Here is a 15,758-nt window from a genome sequence, read left to right on the forward strand (position 1 = left end):
CAAGGCGTCTTGTCTCGGCGGTGTTTGCCGCCTTACTGGTATTCATGACGGGGTGCGGAGGACCCGATATCGCGGACGAGGACTGGCTGGAGAAGGACTTTGCAGCCGCCCGGAAAGCCGCGGAGGGCAGTACCGTCCGGTTTTACATGTGGGGAGGGTCGGCCCAGATCAACGAATGGGTGGATACCTACGTTGCGGGCGAGGTCCGCGAACGCTACGGCATCACGTTGGTACGCGTGCCCATGGATGCCTCGGTGTTCGTCAATAAACTGCTGACGGAGAAGGCCGCCGGCAGGGATAGGGGGACCATCGACCTGCTCTGGATAAACGGCGAGAATTTCAAGGCCTGCAGGGAAGCCGACGCGCTCTTCGGACCCTATGCGGAAAAGCTGCCCAACTACAGGCAGTATGTCGACAAGGAACTGGCCGCGTACGATTTCGGCTTTCCGGTGGACGGGTATGAAACACCGTACGGAAAGGCCCAGTTCGTCTTCGAATATGATCCCGCACGCGGCGTTGACCACCCCGCCGGTTTCGCCGAGCTTGAGCAGTGGGTCAGGGAACATCCCGGAAGGTTCACCTATCCTCAGCCGCCGGACTTCACCGGCTCCGCCTTCATCCGTCAGGCGTTCTATGCGGTTACGGGTGGGGTGGATCAGTACCTGAAAGGCTGGGACAAGGAGCTTTTCGAACGCAACGCCCCAAAGCTCTGGGAGTATCTGAACCGTCTTGAACCCTACCTGTGGCAGGAAGGACAGAGCTACCCCAAGGACGTTGCCGCGCTGGATACCCTCTTTGCCCGCGGTGAAGTGGATATCAACATGAGCTACCATCCGATGCATGCACAGAACAAGATCATGGAAGGGCTGTATCCCGAATCGGTGAAGACGTTCGTCATGAAGGAAGGGGCGATCTTCAATCTTCACTTCAACGCGATTCCTTTCAACGCCTCGAACAAGGCCGGCGCCATGGTGGTTGCAAACTTCCTGATGAGTCCCGAGGCGCAGCTGTCCAAACTCCGTCCGGAAAACTGGGGAGACTTTCCCGGCATCGACGTGAGCCGATTGGGCCAGGGACAGCGGGCCGCTTTTAGTGGAGTGGATCTGGGAGACGCGACCCTCGGCGCCGAAGCGCTGACCAATGCCGAAGTACCCGAAGTGGCGGCTGAATACGTCGAGGCGTTGGAGAAGGGCTGGGAGGAGAATGTCCTGCGCTAGCGCCGGGGCCGGGCGGACGCTCCTGAAGCTTTCGCCGCTGCTCCTGCCGCTGGCGGTGCTTTTTGCCGGAGGACTGGTGCTCGCCGCAGCCCAGTCCTTCGGCTTTCTGTTGCCATTTCCTTACGATGGCGGCGCCTTCGATGCCTACCTGAATCTGTTGGAGCCGCACTATCTCGCGTCCGCGTGGCAGTCCTTTTTCGTGGCGCTGACCTCAGCGGTGATATCGGTTGCCGTTGGGGCGGTGGTCGCCTACCTGATATGGCGGCTGCCGGAACGGCTGGAGCGGGCCGCCGTGATCTATAAGGTGCCGCTCATTCTGCCACACATAGCGGTAGCCTTCATCGTGCTTGTCTTCTGGAGCCGGTCGGGTGTCATCAGCTCCATCGGATACCACCTCGGAGTTGTCGAGACGGTCTCCGAGTTCCCTTCGGTGCTGTTCTCCGGCAACAGCTTCGGGATGATACTGGCCTACATCTACAAGGAGATTCCCTTCACGATCCTTCTTGCCTACGCCGTGCTCAAGCGGATGAATCCGCAACAGGTCCAGACGGCGCGCATGCTCGGGGCCGGAGAGTGGCGCATCTTCACCCGAGTCGTGGTGCCACACATGGCCCGCACCCTGCATACGGCCTTCATCATTCTCTTTCTCTACTCCTTCGGGGCCTTCGACATCCCTTTTCTGCTCGGAGAGAGTTCGCCGGGCATGTTGTCCATCGAGGCCTACAACCTGTACTTCAGGCGTGAACTCTCGGACCGGCCGACAGCCATGGCGATTCTTACCTGCATGTTCCTGTTCTCGCTTGGCTTCATCTGGCTTTACACGCGGGTCGCGGCATCCATGAAGTCGAGGGAGCGCAAGCTGTGACGAATCGGCTGGTGTTTCTGTTCATAGCGTTTTTCGCGCTCTTTCCGCTGGCCGTACTGGCGGTCTATACGGTGGCACCGGGCTGGACGTGGCCGCAATTGGTCCCGGAGGAGCTGTCCTACAGGGGGCTCGTCTATCTCGCGAACCACGCCTCGGACATAGGCTCCAAGCTGCTTTCATCCATGGCCTACTCCTTCTGCACCGTTTTGCTCTCTCTGATCCTATGCATCATGCCCGCGCATCACTTCGCGCGTTGCCGGTTTACGGGGAAGCGCTTTCTGGAAGGGCTCTTGCTGGCTCCGGCGCTGGTGCCGTCCATGACGTTCTCCATGGGGGTGCATGTCATGTTCATCCATGCCGGGCTGGCCGACACGTTCCCCGGCGTGGTGCTTGTGCTCACGCTCTTCAGCTATCCCTACATGCTCAGGGCGCTGGTCGCCGGGTATCAGGCCGTCGGTCCCGAATACGAGCAGTGCGCGGCAAACCTCGGAGCATCCCCGCTGCGGATTTTCCTGAAGGTGGAGCTGCCGCTTTTGATTCCCGCCGTCGTGGCCGGAGCGTCCATCGTCTTTCTGGTGGCGTTTTCCGAATATTTTCTGGTCTTCCTGATAGGCGGTGGAGCCGTGGACTCGTATACCGGGTATCTCTTTCCGTTTCTCAACTCATCCGACCGCAGCGTGGGATCGGCTTTGACGCTGCTGTTTCTTGCGGTGCCGATATCCCTGTTTTTCGCTGTTGAATACCTGACGGCCCGGGTATATCGTGGACGCGGAATGTATTGAACGGGAAACCCATGACTGAAGATACCTTTACCATCACCCCTCTTTCCGACACCGCCGACGTTGTTCAGGCGTGGAACGACCTTGTGTTGTTCACCGACGCGTCGGGGATGGTCACCTGGGTGGAGGGAGAGAGGCTGGACTATCTTCCGCGTTCGGGTAAGTCGGGTATTCCCTTCTGGGAAGCGCTGGCACTCAAGGCAACCTCTCTCAGAGAGGTGCTCGAGCGCTTCCCTCCGCAGACCATCCATGAAATTTCCTGCTGCGACGGCAGGAGCTTCGTGCTTCGGATCATCAGTCTGGGGCGGGAACGGGGCGACGGGTATATCGTCATCGCCACGGACAACCGGCCCATGGAAACGCTTTACGAGAGTTATGAGGAAAGGCTTGAGGACAACATTTCAGCCTGGTCCGACTCCATCACGCTTTTCAACGCCCTGTTCGAAACCGCCAAGGACGCCACCTTTCTCATTGACGAGCAGGGGGTTATCCTCGCCGCCAACGCCGCAGCAGCGGATCAGCACGGCGGGGCGGAGCGCAGTCTGACAGGGCTTGACTGTCTGGACCTGGTTGGCAACCGCTACCGTTCGCACCTCAGGCAGGCCATGAAGAATGTCAGGGCTCGTCAGGTCTGGACGGAAAAGCTCGCCGGGGTGGACGGCACCGGGGACAGCTTCCCGGCCGAAGCCATCCTGCGTAAAGTTCAGTTTTCCGATTACAGTCTCTACCAGCTCATCCTGCACGACCTCTCCAAGCAGATGGAACTGCGAGAGGACCTGCGTGACAAGGAAGCGGAGATTGAAAAGATGGGCATAGCCCTGCGGCAGGTGATTCGCAGCGTGGAAGAAGAACGGCAGGAACTGCGCGACCAGATCACCAGTCAGGTGAAAAAGCAGGTGCTGCCCGCTCTTGAACGGATAGCCCGTGAAAAGGCTCCTGAAATACGCGAAGGCTATAGATCCGTTATCGAAGAGCAACTCGTGGACATGACAGGCGACAGTACTGGCGAACTTGATGCCGAGCTGTTGCGGTTGTCCCCACGTGAAATGGAAGTCTGCCAACTTGTGCAGATTGGAAAAAGTGGTAAGGAAATAGCTGAGTTGCTTAACATGTCTTTCGAGACGGTCCAGACGCATCGCAAGAATATTCGCCGCAAGCTCGGCCTTCGCGGAAGCCGCACGACCCTTTCCGGGTACCTTCGCCACAAGCCCTCCCTGATGTAGTCTTCGGGTATACCCGAGTACCCGACGTATCCCCCTGGTACCCCCTTGTTATGTGCGGCAAATGCTGCTCTTTTATTTACGCATCGGGCGTAGGGTCCGTTCTGCAGAAATAGGCAATGAAAAAACGCCCGTAATGCAGAATTTGATGTTTCGAAAGATGTTTTGAATGCATCTTTCATACGAACGGACTTTCCATGCTTCTTTCCCAAGGGGCTGTGTTGTTCACCGCTGGTCAGGACTTGATTTCAGGTTTTGAGACCATTCAAAGGTGGAGGGCAAAACCCCTTAAATAATCCGGAGTTGTTATGAAGTTTAGTCTTCGCTTTCTGGCCGCTGTGCTGGCCTCTCTCTTTGTTCTCTCTCTTGTTGGCTGTTCCGAAGAAAAAGTTGATTCCCTGAGCCGCGTCGAAAAGGCGGGCGAGGTGAGCTTCGCCATGAGTGGCGGTTATCCTCCGTTCAACTTCTACAACACCGAAAATCAACTTGTCGGATTCGATGTGGACGTGGCCAAGGAAGTGGCCAAGCGCATGGGCGTGGAGCTTAATCCCGTGACCACCGAATGGAGCGGCATTATCGAAGGGCTGCGCTCTGGCGCCTACGACGGCATTCTCGGTAGTATGGCGGTTACCCCCGAGCGCCAGAAGGTCGTGAATTTTTCCGATCCCTATTACTACTCCGGCGCACAGCTGATCGTTAAGAAGGGTGCTCCGTTCGAATCTCCGGAAGACATCAAGGGCAAGATCGTTGGCGTCGTGACCGGCACCACCTTCGCCGATGACGCAGAGAAGCTCGGTGCCGGTGAGGTGAAGCTGTACAAGGACGATACTCAGACTCTGACCGAGCTGGCCAGCGGCGTTGTCAATGCCGTCATCACGGACCGCGTGGTGGGCGTGAACGCCATGAACTCCGGCAAGTTCGACATTGCACTGCTCGGCGCACCGCTGCGCAGCGAAGACATCGCCGTGGCGTTCAAGAAGGAAGACGACACACTGCTGAAGAAGGTTAACGAAGTTCTCGCTGAAATGCATGAGGACGGCACCCTGACGCACTTCAGCCGCAAGTGGCTCAATACCGACATCACCACCAAGTAGCCCCGACCTCTTTACGACGACATGCGCGGGTGCGGCTGCGGCCGCACCCGACTCACACTACCTGATACATACGGACAACAACCATGTACTTCGACATCACCGTGCTCCCGAAGTACCTGCCCTATTTCCTGCCGGCGGCATGGATGACCCTGAAGGTCACCACGCTGGGCATTCTTCTGGGGCTGGGACTTGGACTCGGGACATCGTTTCTGCGCATCTCCGAAAAGCGGATGCTCAATCTTCCCGCGCGGGCCTACATCTACCTGATTCGCGGAACCCCGCTTCTGCTGCAGCTGCTGTTCATCTACTTCGGTCTCCGCAGTCTCGCGGGCCTCAGCGCCATAACCTCGGCGGTGCTGGCGCTCGGTATTCACAACGGGGCCTATATCGCGGAAATATTCCGCGGCGCGATAGTATCCGTCTCCAACGGTCAGATGGAGGCGGCCCGCAGCCTCGGGATGCCGTACTCGAAGGCCATGATCCGCATCGTGCTGCCGCAGGCCTTCAAGCGCGCCATTCCGTCCTTGGGCAACCAGTTCATCATCGCGCTGAAGGACTCCTCGTTGGCCAGTACCATCACCATCAACGAGCTGTTGCTCAAGTCCCAGCAGCTGGCTTCGTCCAACTTCATGATGATGGAAATGCTGTTCATCGCGGCGCTGTTTTATCTTTTCTACACCGCCATCTTCAGCTGGCTCTTCAGTCGCATGGAAGCCAAGCTGGATGTGAGCAACGCTTAGGAGAAAATGATGCAGGAATCTCCGGTCATTGAAATATCGGGCCTGAACAAGTGGTTCGGTGAGAACCACGTCCTCAAGGGGATCGACCTTGATGTGAACCCTTCCGACGTCGTCGTTGTCATCGGCGCGAGCGGTTCCGGCAAGAGCACGCTGCTTCGCTGCGTCAATCATCTCGAGACCTTTCAGGAAGGACAGATTCTGGTCAGCGGAGAGCTGGTCCGCGACGATGAACGTTTCATCAACGCCCTGCGCGCCAAGGTGGGCATGGTGTTCCAGCATTTCAATCTTTTTCCGCACATGAACGTGCTGGGAAACGTCATAGAAGGTCCGACGCAGGTTCGCGGCATCTCCAGAAAGAAGGCCAAGGAAGTTGGCCGTTATTATCTGGACAAGGTGGGAATGGCGGAAATGGAAGAAGCCTACCCCGAAACGCTCTCGGGCGGTCAGAAACAGCGCGTGGCCATCGCCCGCGCACTGGCAATGGAGCCCGAAGTGATGCTCTTCGACGAACCCACCTCGGCGCTCGACCCCGAACTGGTCGGGGAAGTGCTGTCGGTCATGCGACAGCTCGCCGAGGACGGCATGACCATGATGGTCGTCACCCATGAGATGGGATTCGCCCGTGAAGTGGCGGACTCCGTGGCATTCATGGAGGAAGGCGTCATCCTGGAGAAGGATTCCCCGGAAAGGATCTTCGACGCCCCTGTCGAGGAACGCACGAGGGAATTCCTGGGCCAAATCTTATAACAGGAGGAAATACAATGAAAATATTCACTAAGCATCAGCAGGAACTCGCAGAGAACATCGGTGAGAACGCCTCCAGGTCCGACTGGACCGACTGGAAATGGCATATCCGCAATTCCATCCAGAACGCGGAAGATTTCGAGCGTGTGCTCGGCATCAATTTCACGGACAAGGAAAAGCGCATCTACGAAAGGACGTTGCGCAAATTCCCCATGTCCGTGACGCCGTACTACCTCTCGCTCATTGATGCGAGCGACTACAAGAACGATCCTGTCTTCCTGCAGTCCTTTCCGTCTCCGGAGGAACTGAAGATTCGTCGCCACGACATGTCCGACCCCCTGCACGAGGACGAGGACAGCCCGGCACCGGGCATTACGCATCGGTATCCGGACCGTGTGCTGCTGCATGTGAGTAATACCTGTTCCATGTACTGCCGCCACTGCACCAGAAAGCGCAAGGTCGGCGACGTGGACTCCGTCCCGTGCCGCGACGAACTGGAGCAGGGTATCGAATACATCCGCAACACGCCGCAGGTGCGCGACGTGCTGCTCTCGGGCGGTGACCCGCTCATGCTCTCCGACAAACGTCTGGACTGGATCCTGACTCAGATCGGCGAAATCGAGCACGTGGACGTGATCCGCATCGGCACCCGCATGCCCGTCGTGCTCCCGTACCGCATCACCAACGAGCTGGTGGAGATGCTCAAGAAACACCACCCGCTGTGGATCAACACTCACTTCAACCACCCGCGCGAGCTGACGGCTTCCTCCCGCCGCGCTCTCAAGCGTCTGGCGGATGCCGGTATCCCGCTCGGCAACCAGACCGTGCTGCTGGCCGGCGTGAACGACTGTCAGCGTCTGATCAAGACCCTTAACCAGAAGCTGGTGAAGAACCGTGTGCGCCCGTACTACATCTACCAGTGCGACATGTCCGAGGGCCTGACGCACTTCCGCACGCCTGTGGGCAAGGGCATCGAGATCGTGGAAAGCCTGCGCGGCCATACCAGCGGATTCTCCGTGCCCACTTACGTGGTGGACGCGCCGGGCGGTGGCGGCAAGATTCCCGTCATGCCCAACTACGTGGTGTCCTGGGGCGCCAACAAGGTGGTTCTCAGGAACTACGAGGGTGTCATCACCACTTACAACGAACCGGAGTCCTACGAGGCGAACTACTGCGACCGCGAGTGCGCCAAGTGCAACCTCCAGCTCAAGGAGGAGGACGCCGAGGAAAAGGCCATCGGAATCGAAAAGCTCCTTTCGGACTGGGACGATACCACCAGCCTGACTCCTGAAAACAACGAGCGCATGGAGCGTCGTGACGATGTTGCCTGATACGATCATGAAGATCGGTTTCTCGCAGGTCCAGCACGGGCCTGCGAGTGACCGGGTCTACCTCATGAAGCTAGACGAGGCCGACATGCCCGGCATCGTGGACAGGCTTGACGATCTGGCCAATGAGATGGGGTATACCAAGATATTCGCCAAGATTCCGGCCGGAGCCCTGCCGTGGTTTCGTACGGGTGGCTTCGTGACCGAGGCCTATGTCCCGCGCATGTATCGGGGCGAATCCGCAGGCTGCTTCATGAGCCGCTATCTGGCCAAGGACCGCGCCGTCCCGGGCAATGAAAAGCTCATCTGCGATGTGCTCGACGTGGCCGAGGACAAGGCCTGCTCCCCTTTGGCCCCCTCCGTGGACTGCTCGGAAGTGCGCAGGATGAGGCCCGAGGATGCGGAGAGGATGGCTGAGGTCTATGCCGAGGTCTTCGAGTCCTATCCGTTCCCCATCACCGATCCCGGATTCATCCGTGAGTCCATGGAGGACGATGTGGCCTTTTACGGCGTGATGTCGGAGCGGGGTATCGAGGCGTTGGCATCGGCGGAAAAGGATCCGTCGTGGCTGTGCGCGGAAATGACCGACTTTGCGACCCTGCCGGGAAACCGGGGCAAGGGGCTTGCCGGAAAGCTGCTGGCGCGAATGGAGAGTGATCTTGCCCAAGAGGGATACCGTACCGCCTACACCATCGCACGCGCCTGGAGCTTCGGGATGAACGCGGTTTTCGCCCGGGCCGGTTATCGACACGCAGGGGTTTTGCCCAACAACACGCAGATCGGCGGTACGCTGGAGAGCATGAATGTCTGGCACAAGCAGATCGCCGCTCGGTAAAGGCCCGACGTTCCGGTTTGACTACACCTACTCGGTATGGTGGAACCTGCTGCTCATCTCAGTGGGTTCCGCCATTGTTTCGTGGGGCGTCAAGAGTCTCGCCAACCCGCATGAGTTCATCCCCGGCGGCATGTTCGGCCTGTCCTCCCTCATGTACTACTGGACGGGCTGGCTCAATCCGGGCCTGCTGTTCTTCATCCTGAGCGTCCCCATCTTCCTGATGGCGTGGGTTAAGGTCAGCAAACGCTTTTTCCTCTATAGCGCCTATGCCACGTTCGCCGCCACGGCGTTCTACGAGATCATCAACATCCCCATCCCGGTGCAGAACCATGTTTATGCCTGTGTCTCGGCAGGGGTGATGATCGGCTTCGGGGCCGGGATAGTGCTCCGCTCGCTCGGTTCCAACGGCGGACTGGACGTGGTGGCCGTGTATCTCTATCAGCGCTACAACATCGGCATCGGCAAAGTGTATCTGACCTTCAACTCCATCCTGTTCGTCACCAGTATGGCGCGCGTTTCGCTGGATACCATCGTGGCGTCCATCATCATGGTCTTCATCACGGCCATGACCGTGGACCAGACCCTTTCCATGTTCAACCAGCGGAAGGTCGTGTTCATCATTTCGGATATGGCTAATGAAATCAGCGACTGCATCCTGACCGAACTCCGGCAGAGCGCGACCTTTCTTTACGGATTCGGCGCTTATACGCGAAAGGAAAAGAATGTGCTCATGACCGTGGTCAACAACGTGCAGCTCAAGAAACTTGAGGAAATCACCTTTTCCAACGATCAGAACGCGCTGTTCATCGTGGAAAACACCTTCTCCGTACTCGGGTCCAGTTTCTCGCGACGCAAGATTTACTGATCCGCCCGGTGCGAGGGTGTGCAAAAGAGCCATTGCGGTCCGGCTTCCGATGAAATGCTCCTGAGTCGGCACCGGACCAAAATGATAAGGGCGATCCCCGTGGGGATCGCCCTTTCCTTTGCATATCGACTAACGCCTGAGCGTTATCGGTAGTACAGGTTGCGGCCGCCGATGGTCAGGAAGGCCTGATGCAGGTTCTTCCGTGCGTCGCGGCGGTCCCAGATGCCCTGAATATGGCCCCGGGAGAGTGCCCTGAAGCAGTTGTGATAGTCCGGCGGTATGTCGAGGCCGGTGGTCTCCTTGATGACGCCGGGGCCGGCAAAGCCGAGGCGCGAGGAGCGCACGGCGTACTGGTAAGGGGAGCAGCCGAGGAAGCTGGCCACCGGTCCGGCGTAGGAGTTCGTGTCGTAGAGGACGACGTAGAGACCGCCCGCTTCGATGTAGTTGCGCACCGCCATGGTCACGCGCGGCATCTGAATGAGGCCGTTGACGCCTTCCTGAATGCGGATGCCGGCGGTGCCGTGCACGTAGGCGAGGAAGGGTTGGTGCTTTTTCTGCGCCAGTTCAAGGGCGCGGATGAGCTTTTCACCTTCCGCCGCGCCGACGGAACCGCCCCTGAACGGGGCCGTGAGCATGCCGCAGGTCAGGCGCATGCCTTCCAGTTTTGCGTGGAAGGTTACGCAGGAGCTCTGCAGGCCGGTCTTTTCCTTGGCTGCGTCGACGCGTTCGTCGAAGTTCGGGAAGTCGGTGGGATTGCCCGCGGAGATGTTCTCGTTGAATTCCACGATGGAGTTCTCGTCGAAAACGTTGGCCAGAAACCACTGGTACTCCATGGGGAAGTGGTATCCGCAGTGCGGGCACACGCCGCCGTAGTCGTTGAACAGGTCGCGGGCCCAGATGTCGAGGCAGCCGCGTTTTGCGGCGTGCGGGCAGGAGACCTCGCGGTCACTGCGTGCCTGTGGGCTGATGTATTCGCGGGTGGTCTCGATGATGGTGGCCGGCTTTTCGGGTTCGGAAAGGCCGGTGAGCTCCTTCTCCACCTGACTGTCGCCGCTCTTGCTCACTCCGGCCATGCCCCGCAGGCGATTGCCGATGGAGGTGAGCTTGCCGGTGACCACGTGCACTTCGTCCGTGACCTCCTCCACCAGACGGCCGACCCGGTCCTGCAGCGGCTTGATGATGCCGTAACGCATGACGGAGTAGGTGTTGGAGATGAACCCGGAGCGCGCGGCGCTGAGTTTTTCCAGCATGGTGCGCTGGTCCTTGTAGGCGTGCTGCGCCATGCGGCGGTACTTTTTGTAACGCCGCTGGACCAGCCGGTGCCGGGCGCGCTCGCTCAGGTCCCAGCGGACGATGATGTCCGGATCCTTGCGGTACAGGCGCATGGCCAGCCCGCGAAGAAGACGGATGCCGCGGACGTTCAGGGCCACTTCGTCGGTGGCGCGAATCACGCGCTGGCGCAGGGACTTGTAGAAGTCGAAGCATTCCGCGCGGGCGCCGAGGGGCGGCTCCTGAATGATCTCGTCGATGTATCCGTTACGCAGGTTGTCCTGCGCAGTGATCTGCTGGGCGGAGGCGCACTTCTCGATGAGCTCGCGACTCGCGCGCTGGGGCGGACGAATGCGGCCTTCGATGGCTGCGGCGCCTTCGGGGGAGATGACCGAGTAGTAGCCGTGGGAGAACATCAGGCGCTTGTCGGCCATGCCGATGGCCTCGGCTCCGCCGGAGCCGCCTTCGGAGAAGACGGCGATCACCGGGACGGTGAGGCCGCACATCTCGTAGATGTTCTCGGCGATCTGCTGGGCCGCTCCGGGGAAGTCCTCCACCGGGTAGGAGCCGGGGGTGTTCACGTAGGCGTGCACGGGGATATTCTCCCGCGCGGCGACCTCCATGTACTTGAGCGCCTTGTAGTTGCCCCACGGTTTGATGGAGCCGCCGTTGCGGAACTCCTCGCCGTGACCCTTCTCCTGTCCCACGACCATGACGGGCTGGTTGATTACCTTCTTGCCCTTGCGTCTGGTGACGTAGGCCCGGGCGATGACCATGCCGGGGTCGATGGAGTGTTCGTCCTGACCGCCGATTTCGTTGTAGTTGTCGTAAACGTTCTCAAGGATGTCCTTGAGGCTCACGCGCTGCGGATGGCGCACGATGCGCACCTTGTCCATGGCCGTGAGCTTGCCGTCGTTGAGCTCCTCGAAAGCGCCGAGACGCCGTTCGAACCCTTCAAGCGCTTCCACGGCCTTCTCCTCGGAGAGTCCGGGGTTCAGCTCGTTGAAGCGGGTGATCTTGTCCAACAGGGCATCGAGCTCCGGCAGGTCTCTGCCTTCGAATATCTCTCTTGCGTAGCTGGCGCGCTGCTGCAGCGCCTCGCGTTTCTTCTCTGCGTTCATCGGATCAGAATTCCAGAAGGTTTTCCGTCTTCCCGAGCAGGAAGGGGATGTTGGTCTTCATGGGCTGGCCGGAAGCGTCGACACCTTCAAGCGTCAGATTCTTCAGGAACTCCACGCCGCGTTTCTTGGCGTGCTCGAGGTCCTCGCCCCAGATGATGGCCAGCGCGAGGTTTGGGTCGTATTCCGTGGGAATCTGGTAGTGCCGGTCGCGGGGAACGTGGGTGTGCATTTCCACCCAGTCGGCCTCCTTCCAGTCGAATTTTTCGATGCGGCCCACCCAGGGGGCGAAGCCGTTTTCGGTGTCCTCGGCGATGATTCGATACTCGATGCACACGCCGTCGAAGCCGACGTTGTCCTGCGAGTATCCGAGCGGTTCGCCAAGGCCCACGCGAATCTGTTCGCGGATCAGGTTCACGTCGCGGTTGCCGTCCACATCGGCGATGCAGGCGGAGACGCCGTTTTCAACCTGAATCCGGGTGTTGACTTCCATGAGGAAGGGGTCGCCCGAGGGGGTGACGATCCATTCCCATGTGCCGACGTTGTCGTAGCGAACCTCTCTGGCGATGCTCAGGGAGTGGCGCACGATGTCGTCGAGCACCTTGTCCGCGTCGAACGCGTACCCGATGTCCGTGGAGCGGAAGCCGGGGGCCACTTCGATGCGCTTCTGGAGGCCCGGGCTCTGCACGGAGCAGTTACGGGTGCCGAAGTGAACCGGGGCCTTGCCGTCGCGGTCCGCGATGACCTGTACTTCGAGGTGGTTGAAGTCGAAGATGCGCTGCTCGATGAGCACTCCCTCGTCGTTGAAGGTCCTGAGCGAGTAGTTGCGGATGCGGCGGTAGGTCTGCCGGAAGCGGGCCATATCCTCGACTTCGTCGATGCCCATTCCGCCGCCGCCGGCAGAGGCCTTGACCAGAACGACAGGCCGCTTGACGCCCATCTTCTCCTGAAAATCGAACAGGCTCTGGGCGATGGTTTCTGCCTCCAGCTCATCGTAAATGGGCCGGTCGGAACCGGGGACCGTCGGAACGCCGAGCTTTCTGGCGATGCGCTTGGTGTTGATCTTGTCGCCCAGGTCCCGGATGACGTGCCAGCTGGGGCCGATGAAGGTCATGGGCCTGTCGCGTTCGGTCACGCGGCGGGCGAAGCGGTAGTTTTCCGAGAAAAAGCCGTAGCCCGGATGGATCGCCGTGGCGCCGGCCTTGTCGGCGACGGAGAGGATGTCCCCTGCGTCGATGTAATTCTGAATGCGGTAGACCGCGTCGTCGCCGCCCAACTTGCGTGCCATTTCCACATGGCCGGAGGCTTCGTCCTCGGCGGTGTAGACTGCCACGCAGGGGATTCCCAGATCGTTGCAGGCCTGCATGATCCTGACGGCGATTTCGCCTCTGTTGGCTATGAGTACTTTATGCTTATCTTCCATAATCTCAAAGGGATTGGGTTCATGATGCCAGTGCGGAGATTGACGAGCTTGATTTGATATCTCTTATCAGCGATTCTGGCAAACTTTTTTGTGGTTTGAAACAGTCATTTCATTCAGCTTTTTCCAAACGGTAACCGATGCAGGTTCTGCAATCGTTGATGAAACTCTGGACTGGAGCCATTGTGAATCGCAGTGGTGGGAAATGTCTTTTAAACGGGAAAAAGTCAAGCCGCCCGGGGCATCCCAATGGATGAACAGGTGTTGGAAAAGTCTTTTGAAGCGAGGGAGTGGAGGACCTGTGTGCGCACTGAAAAAGGCCGCCCCGCGGGGGCGGCCTTGGTTGTTGGAATGACAGGGGCTAGTTGAACATGCCCTCGAGGCCTTCCTTGGCGTCCTTCATGAGGTTGCCGCCCTGTTCGGTTCCGCTCTTGAGGGCATCGCTTCCCTTCTTGAAGGCTTCGGCACCGCGCTTGAGCGCCTCCTGAGCCTTCTTTCCGATTTCCTGCGCAGCACCGGAAACGGAGCCGCTGACCTTCTGGCTAAGAGTCCTGAGGATGCGTTGCACCGCTTCAGCCGGGGTAGTGCGCTTGTCCTTGCCGATGTCGCGCATTTCAATGTCCGGCACCGGAATGGAGACACCCTTGTCACCGAAGACCTTGGTCAGGCCGCCCGCAACGGTGACGGTGGCGTTCTTGACCAGCAGGTGGTTGATCTGGATGGCCTTGGACGGCTTCTTTTCGCCTTCCTCGGTTTTCGCAGGCTCCTGCTTGTCTTCGCTGGCCACGGCCTTTTTCACGTTGGCGATGATGGCCTTGAAGTTGTCGGTCTTGCCCTGTTTTTCGTAGGTAATGTGCGGAGAAAGCACCACCACATCCTCGACGATGATCTTGTCCTTGGTGAGGGACTCCTTCTTCACCTTGATCTTGATGGTGTCCACCGAGAACGCTTCATCGGAAGTGAAGCCTTTCGGGTTGCCGAGGAGAAAGTCGTTCAGCTCGCCGGAGCCCGAAAGGAAGGAAATGTCGGCTGATCCGAGACGAACATCGGTTCCCGTGAACTTGGGGCCGAATTCCTCGGTGGCGGTCTTGATCAGCGTGCCGAGGTTGAGGATCGCAAGGACGACGAGGACAATGATGGCGAGCACCGCTCCCGCCGCGCCGTAAGTGATGAATTTTTTCATGAGGACTCCTTTTTACTGCGAATTGGTTGCGGTATCATAGCCCCTGCCAATAATCTTGGCAACATGGCTTTGAAAAAAACAGGGTTAGTTTTCGTCCGGCAGCCGGACAAGGGCGGGTTCGCGAAAGTGTGCCATTGTCTGAGGTTGATCCGAGGGAAGGCCGGTATCGAGGTTGGGTCCGACCCTGTCATGCAGCGTGCTGTCCGTTTCCATGGCTGTCCAGAGCTCCAGCGTGTCTTTCTTGGCCTTTTCCAGGAGGTCAGAAAAACGGTGGATTCTGGCCTGACCGGTAACGGGGTGAACGTACCCCACTGCGCCGGAAACCGCCTCGCGCTGCCGCAGCAACTGAGGGGAGCGAAGTAGGGTGGTCACCTCTCGAACGGCGTCCGGTAACAGCTTCCAGAGGGTATGTGTCAAGCGTGGGAGCAGGGGAGCGACGGTCATTCGCTGGATCAGCGCGTACGTCCTCAGACAGTCGTCCACCCAGCCGCGGAGTGTCTCTCCATCGACCTCGCACCAGCCGCCGAGCACATCGGATGCCCACGTCGAGTGAAAATCCGAATCGAACGAAGCGACCAGGCTGCCGAGCATGTCCGCCTTTCCCGGTTCGCGGGCAAAACTCATGTCCAGCAATGTCTCAAGCGCCCTGTGCCGCTGTCTCGCCTTGGAGCGCCGCTTCGGGTCCTGACTGTCGTAATTGCCGGTGACACTCCAGATGAAGGGGTGCGTGGCCGCGTCGAGACAGATGTGCGAGGCCATGCCCGCCAGCAGCGCGAGTCCTTCGGGAGTCCCGGCCTGTTGCACGTGGGCTGCCTGCACCCTGAGCAGCTCGAACGAGTCCGCACCGTTTTTGCCGTGGAGAATTCCGGCAAGCCGGGTGGCCTTCCGATGGGCTTCCTCATCGCGTCCTTTGCGCATATAATACAATATATCATGGAAAACGCTGCCGAGCATGAGCGCTTCGGGGTGCGAGCGTGCAGCCTCGGCGATGGGGCCTGAACCGGATCGGGCGGCGTCGGTCGCCAACTGGAAGTGAAGCATTTCCTTGGGCATTCAAACTCCTCTTTACGCAGGCACTGTA

Annotated in this window: 14 protein-coding genes; 10 read left to right on the top strand and 4 right to left on the bottom strand. The window is 59.2% G+C overall.

The genetic code is table 11. The features are described from left to right. Positions 1–44 precede the first annotated feature (44 nt). The 10 genes from BR24_RS10485 to BR24_RS10530 all read left to right on the top strand — a co-directional run bounded on the left by BR24_RS10485 (position 45) and on the right by BR24_RS10530 (position 9,687). Positions 45–1,217 (top strand): ABC transporter substrate-binding protein, encoded by a 1,173-nt coding sequence (locus tag BR24_RS10485; protein WP_496541433.1) that lies wholly within the window; start codon positions 45–47, stop codon positions 1,215–1,217. Beyond that, the gene (locus BR24_RS10490) at positions 1,204–2,082 is read left to right on the top strand and encodes an ABC transporter permease (RefSeq protein ID WP_496541434.1); all 879 of its coding nucleotides are present in this window, start codon (positions 1,204–1,206) and stop codon (positions 2,080–2,082) included. Before BR24_RS10485 ends, BR24_RS10490 begins: the two co-directional genes overlap by 14 nt. Continuing rightward, the gene (locus BR24_RS10495) at positions 2,079–2,864 is read left to right on the top strand and encodes an ABC transporter permease (protein WP_496541435.1); all 786 of its coding nucleotides are present in this window, start codon (positions 2,079–2,081) and stop codon (positions 2,862–2,864) included. Before BR24_RS10490 ends, BR24_RS10495 begins: the two co-directional genes overlap by 4 nt. Before the next feature lie 11 nt (positions 2,865–2,875). Next, a complete protein-coding gene (locus BR24_RS10500) occupies positions 2,876–4,084 on the top strand; it encodes a LuxR C-terminal-related transcriptional regulator (protein ID WP_496541436.1) in 1,209 nt (402 codons plus the stop codon). Positions 4,085–4,389: 305 nt separating this feature from the next. Then, complete coding sequence (locus BR24_RS10505) at positions 4,390–5,175, top strand: ABC transporter substrate-binding protein (RefSeq protein ID WP_496541437.1); 786 nt, start codon at positions 4,390–4,392, stop codon at positions 5,173–5,175. Positions 5,176–5,258: 83 nt separating this feature from the next. Continuing rightward, positions 5,259–5,915: an amino acid ABC transporter permease gene (locus tag BR24_RS10510; RefSeq protein ID WP_496541438.1), complete on the top strand. Its 657-nt coding sequence runs from the start codon at positions 5,259–5,261 to the stop codon at positions 5,913–5,915. Positions 5,916–5,924: 9 nt separating this feature from the next. Then, positions 5,925–6,662, top strand: a complete 738-nt coding sequence (locus BR24_RS10515) for an amino acid ABC transporter ATP-binding protein (protein ID WP_496541439.1) — start codon at positions 5,925–5,927, stop codon at positions 6,660–6,662. 14 nt (positions 6,663–6,676) lie between these two features. Then, on the top strand, positions 6,677–7,990 hold the full coding sequence (gene kamA / locus BR24_RS10520) for a lysine 2,3-aminomutase (protein ID WP_496541440.1): 1,314 nt from the start codon (positions 6,677–6,679) through the stop codon (positions 7,988–7,990). Between the two features lie 7 nt (positions 7,991–7,997). Continuing rightward, on the top strand, positions 7,998–8,822 hold the full coding sequence (gene ablB / locus BR24_RS10525; RefSeq protein WP_496541441.1) for a putative beta-lysine N-acetyltransferase: 825 nt from the start codon (positions 7,998–8,000) through the stop codon (positions 8,820–8,822). After that, positions 8,791–9,687: a YitT family protein gene (locus BR24_RS10530; protein ID WP_496541442.1), complete on the top strand. Its 897-nt coding sequence runs from the start codon at positions 8,791–8,793 to the stop codon at positions 9,685–9,687. Before ablB ends, BR24_RS10530 begins: the two co-directional genes overlap by 32 nt. Before the next feature lie 143 nt (positions 9,688–9,830). On the opposite strand, the gene BR24_RS10535 is transcribed toward BR24_RS10530, so the two are convergent. The 4 genes from BR24_RS10535 to BR24_RS10550 form a co-directional block, all read right to left on the bottom strand. Continuing rightward, the gene (locus tag BR24_RS10535; protein WP_496541443.1) at positions 9,831–12,077 is read right to left on the bottom strand and encodes a carboxyl transferase domain-containing protein; all 2,247 of its coding nucleotides are present in this window, start codon (positions 12,075–12,077) and stop codon (positions 9,831–9,833) included. Between the two features lie 4 nt (positions 12,078–12,081). Beyond that, positions 12,082–13,497, bottom strand: a complete 1,416-nt coding sequence (locus BR24_RS10540) for a biotin carboxylase N-terminal domain-containing protein (protein ID WP_496541444.1) — start codon at positions 13,495–13,497, stop codon at positions 12,082–12,084. Positions 13,498–13,855: 358 nt separating this feature from the next. Then, positions 13,856–14,677 (bottom strand): AsmA family protein, encoded by an 822-nt coding sequence (locus BR24_RS10545; protein WP_496541445.1) that lies wholly within the window; start codon positions 14,675–14,677, stop codon positions 13,856–13,858. A gap of 84 nt (positions 14,678–14,761) precedes the next feature. Then, positions 14,762–15,730 carry a zinc dependent phospholipase C family protein gene (locus BR24_RS10550; protein WP_496541446.1) on the bottom strand — a complete coding sequence of 323 codons (969 nt, stop codon included), beginning with the start codon at positions 15,728–15,730 and terminating at the stop codon, positions 14,762–14,764. Positions 15,731–15,758 lie beyond the last annotated feature (28 nt).

It is taken from the genome of Pseudodesulfovibrio halophilus DSM 5663, assembly GCF_059568665.1.

What these genes read in the sequence shown, in the direction of transcription:
- BR24_RS10515 (WP_496541439.1), top strand. Translation starts at nt 5,925, where the DNA reads ATGCAGGAATCTCCGGTCATTGAAATATCGGGCCTGAACAAGTGGTTC.
- BR24_RS10510 (WP_496541438.1), top strand. Translation starts at nt 5,259, where the DNA reads ATGTACTTCGACATCACCGTGCTCCCGAAGTACCTGCCCTATTTCCTG.
- BR24_RS10540 (WP_496541444.1), bottom strand. Translation starts at nt 13,497, where the DNA reads ATGGAAGATAAGCATAAAGTACTCATAGCCAACAGAGGCGAAATCGCC.
- kamA (WP_496541440.1), top strand. Translation starts at nt 6,677, where the DNA reads ATGAAAATATTCACTAAGCATCAGCAGGAACTCGCAGAGAACATCGGT.
- BR24_RS10490 (WP_496541434.1), top strand. Translation starts at nt 1,204, where the DNA reads ATGTCCTGCGCTAGCGCCGGGGCCGGGCGGACGCTCCTGAAGCTTTCG.
- BR24_RS10500 (WP_496541436.1), top strand. Translation starts at nt 2,876, where the DNA reads ATGACTGAAGATACCTTTACCATCACCCCTCTTTCCGACACCGCCGAC.
- BR24_RS10505 (WP_496541437.1), top strand. Translation starts at nt 4,390, where the DNA reads ATGAAGTTTAGTCTTCGCTTTCTGGCCGCTGTGCTGGCCTCTCTCTTT.
- BR24_RS10550 (WP_496541446.1), bottom strand. Translation starts at nt 15,730, where the DNA reads ATGCCCAAGGAAATGCTTCACTTCCAGTTGGCGACCGACGCCGCCCGA.
- BR24_RS10545 (WP_496541445.1), bottom strand. Translation starts at nt 14,677, where the DNA reads ATGAAAAAATTCATCACTTACGGCGCGGCGGGAGCGGTGCTCGCCATC.
- BR24_RS10485 (WP_496541433.1), top strand. Translation starts at nt 45, where the DNA reads ATGACGGGGTGCGGAGGACCCGATATCGCGGACGAGGACTGGCTGGAG.
- BR24_RS10530 (WP_496541442.1), top strand. Translation starts at nt 8,791, where the DNA reads ATGTCTGGCACAAGCAGATCGCCGCTCGGTAAAGGCCCGACGTTCCGG.
- BR24_RS10535 (WP_496541443.1), bottom strand. Translation starts at nt 12,077, where the DNA reads ATGAACGCAGAGAAGAAACGCGAGGCGCTGCAGCAGCGCGCCAGCTAC.
- ablB (WP_496541441.1), top strand. Translation starts at nt 7,998, where the DNA reads ATGAAGATCGGTTTCTCGCAGGTCCAGCACGGGCCTGCGAGTGACCGG.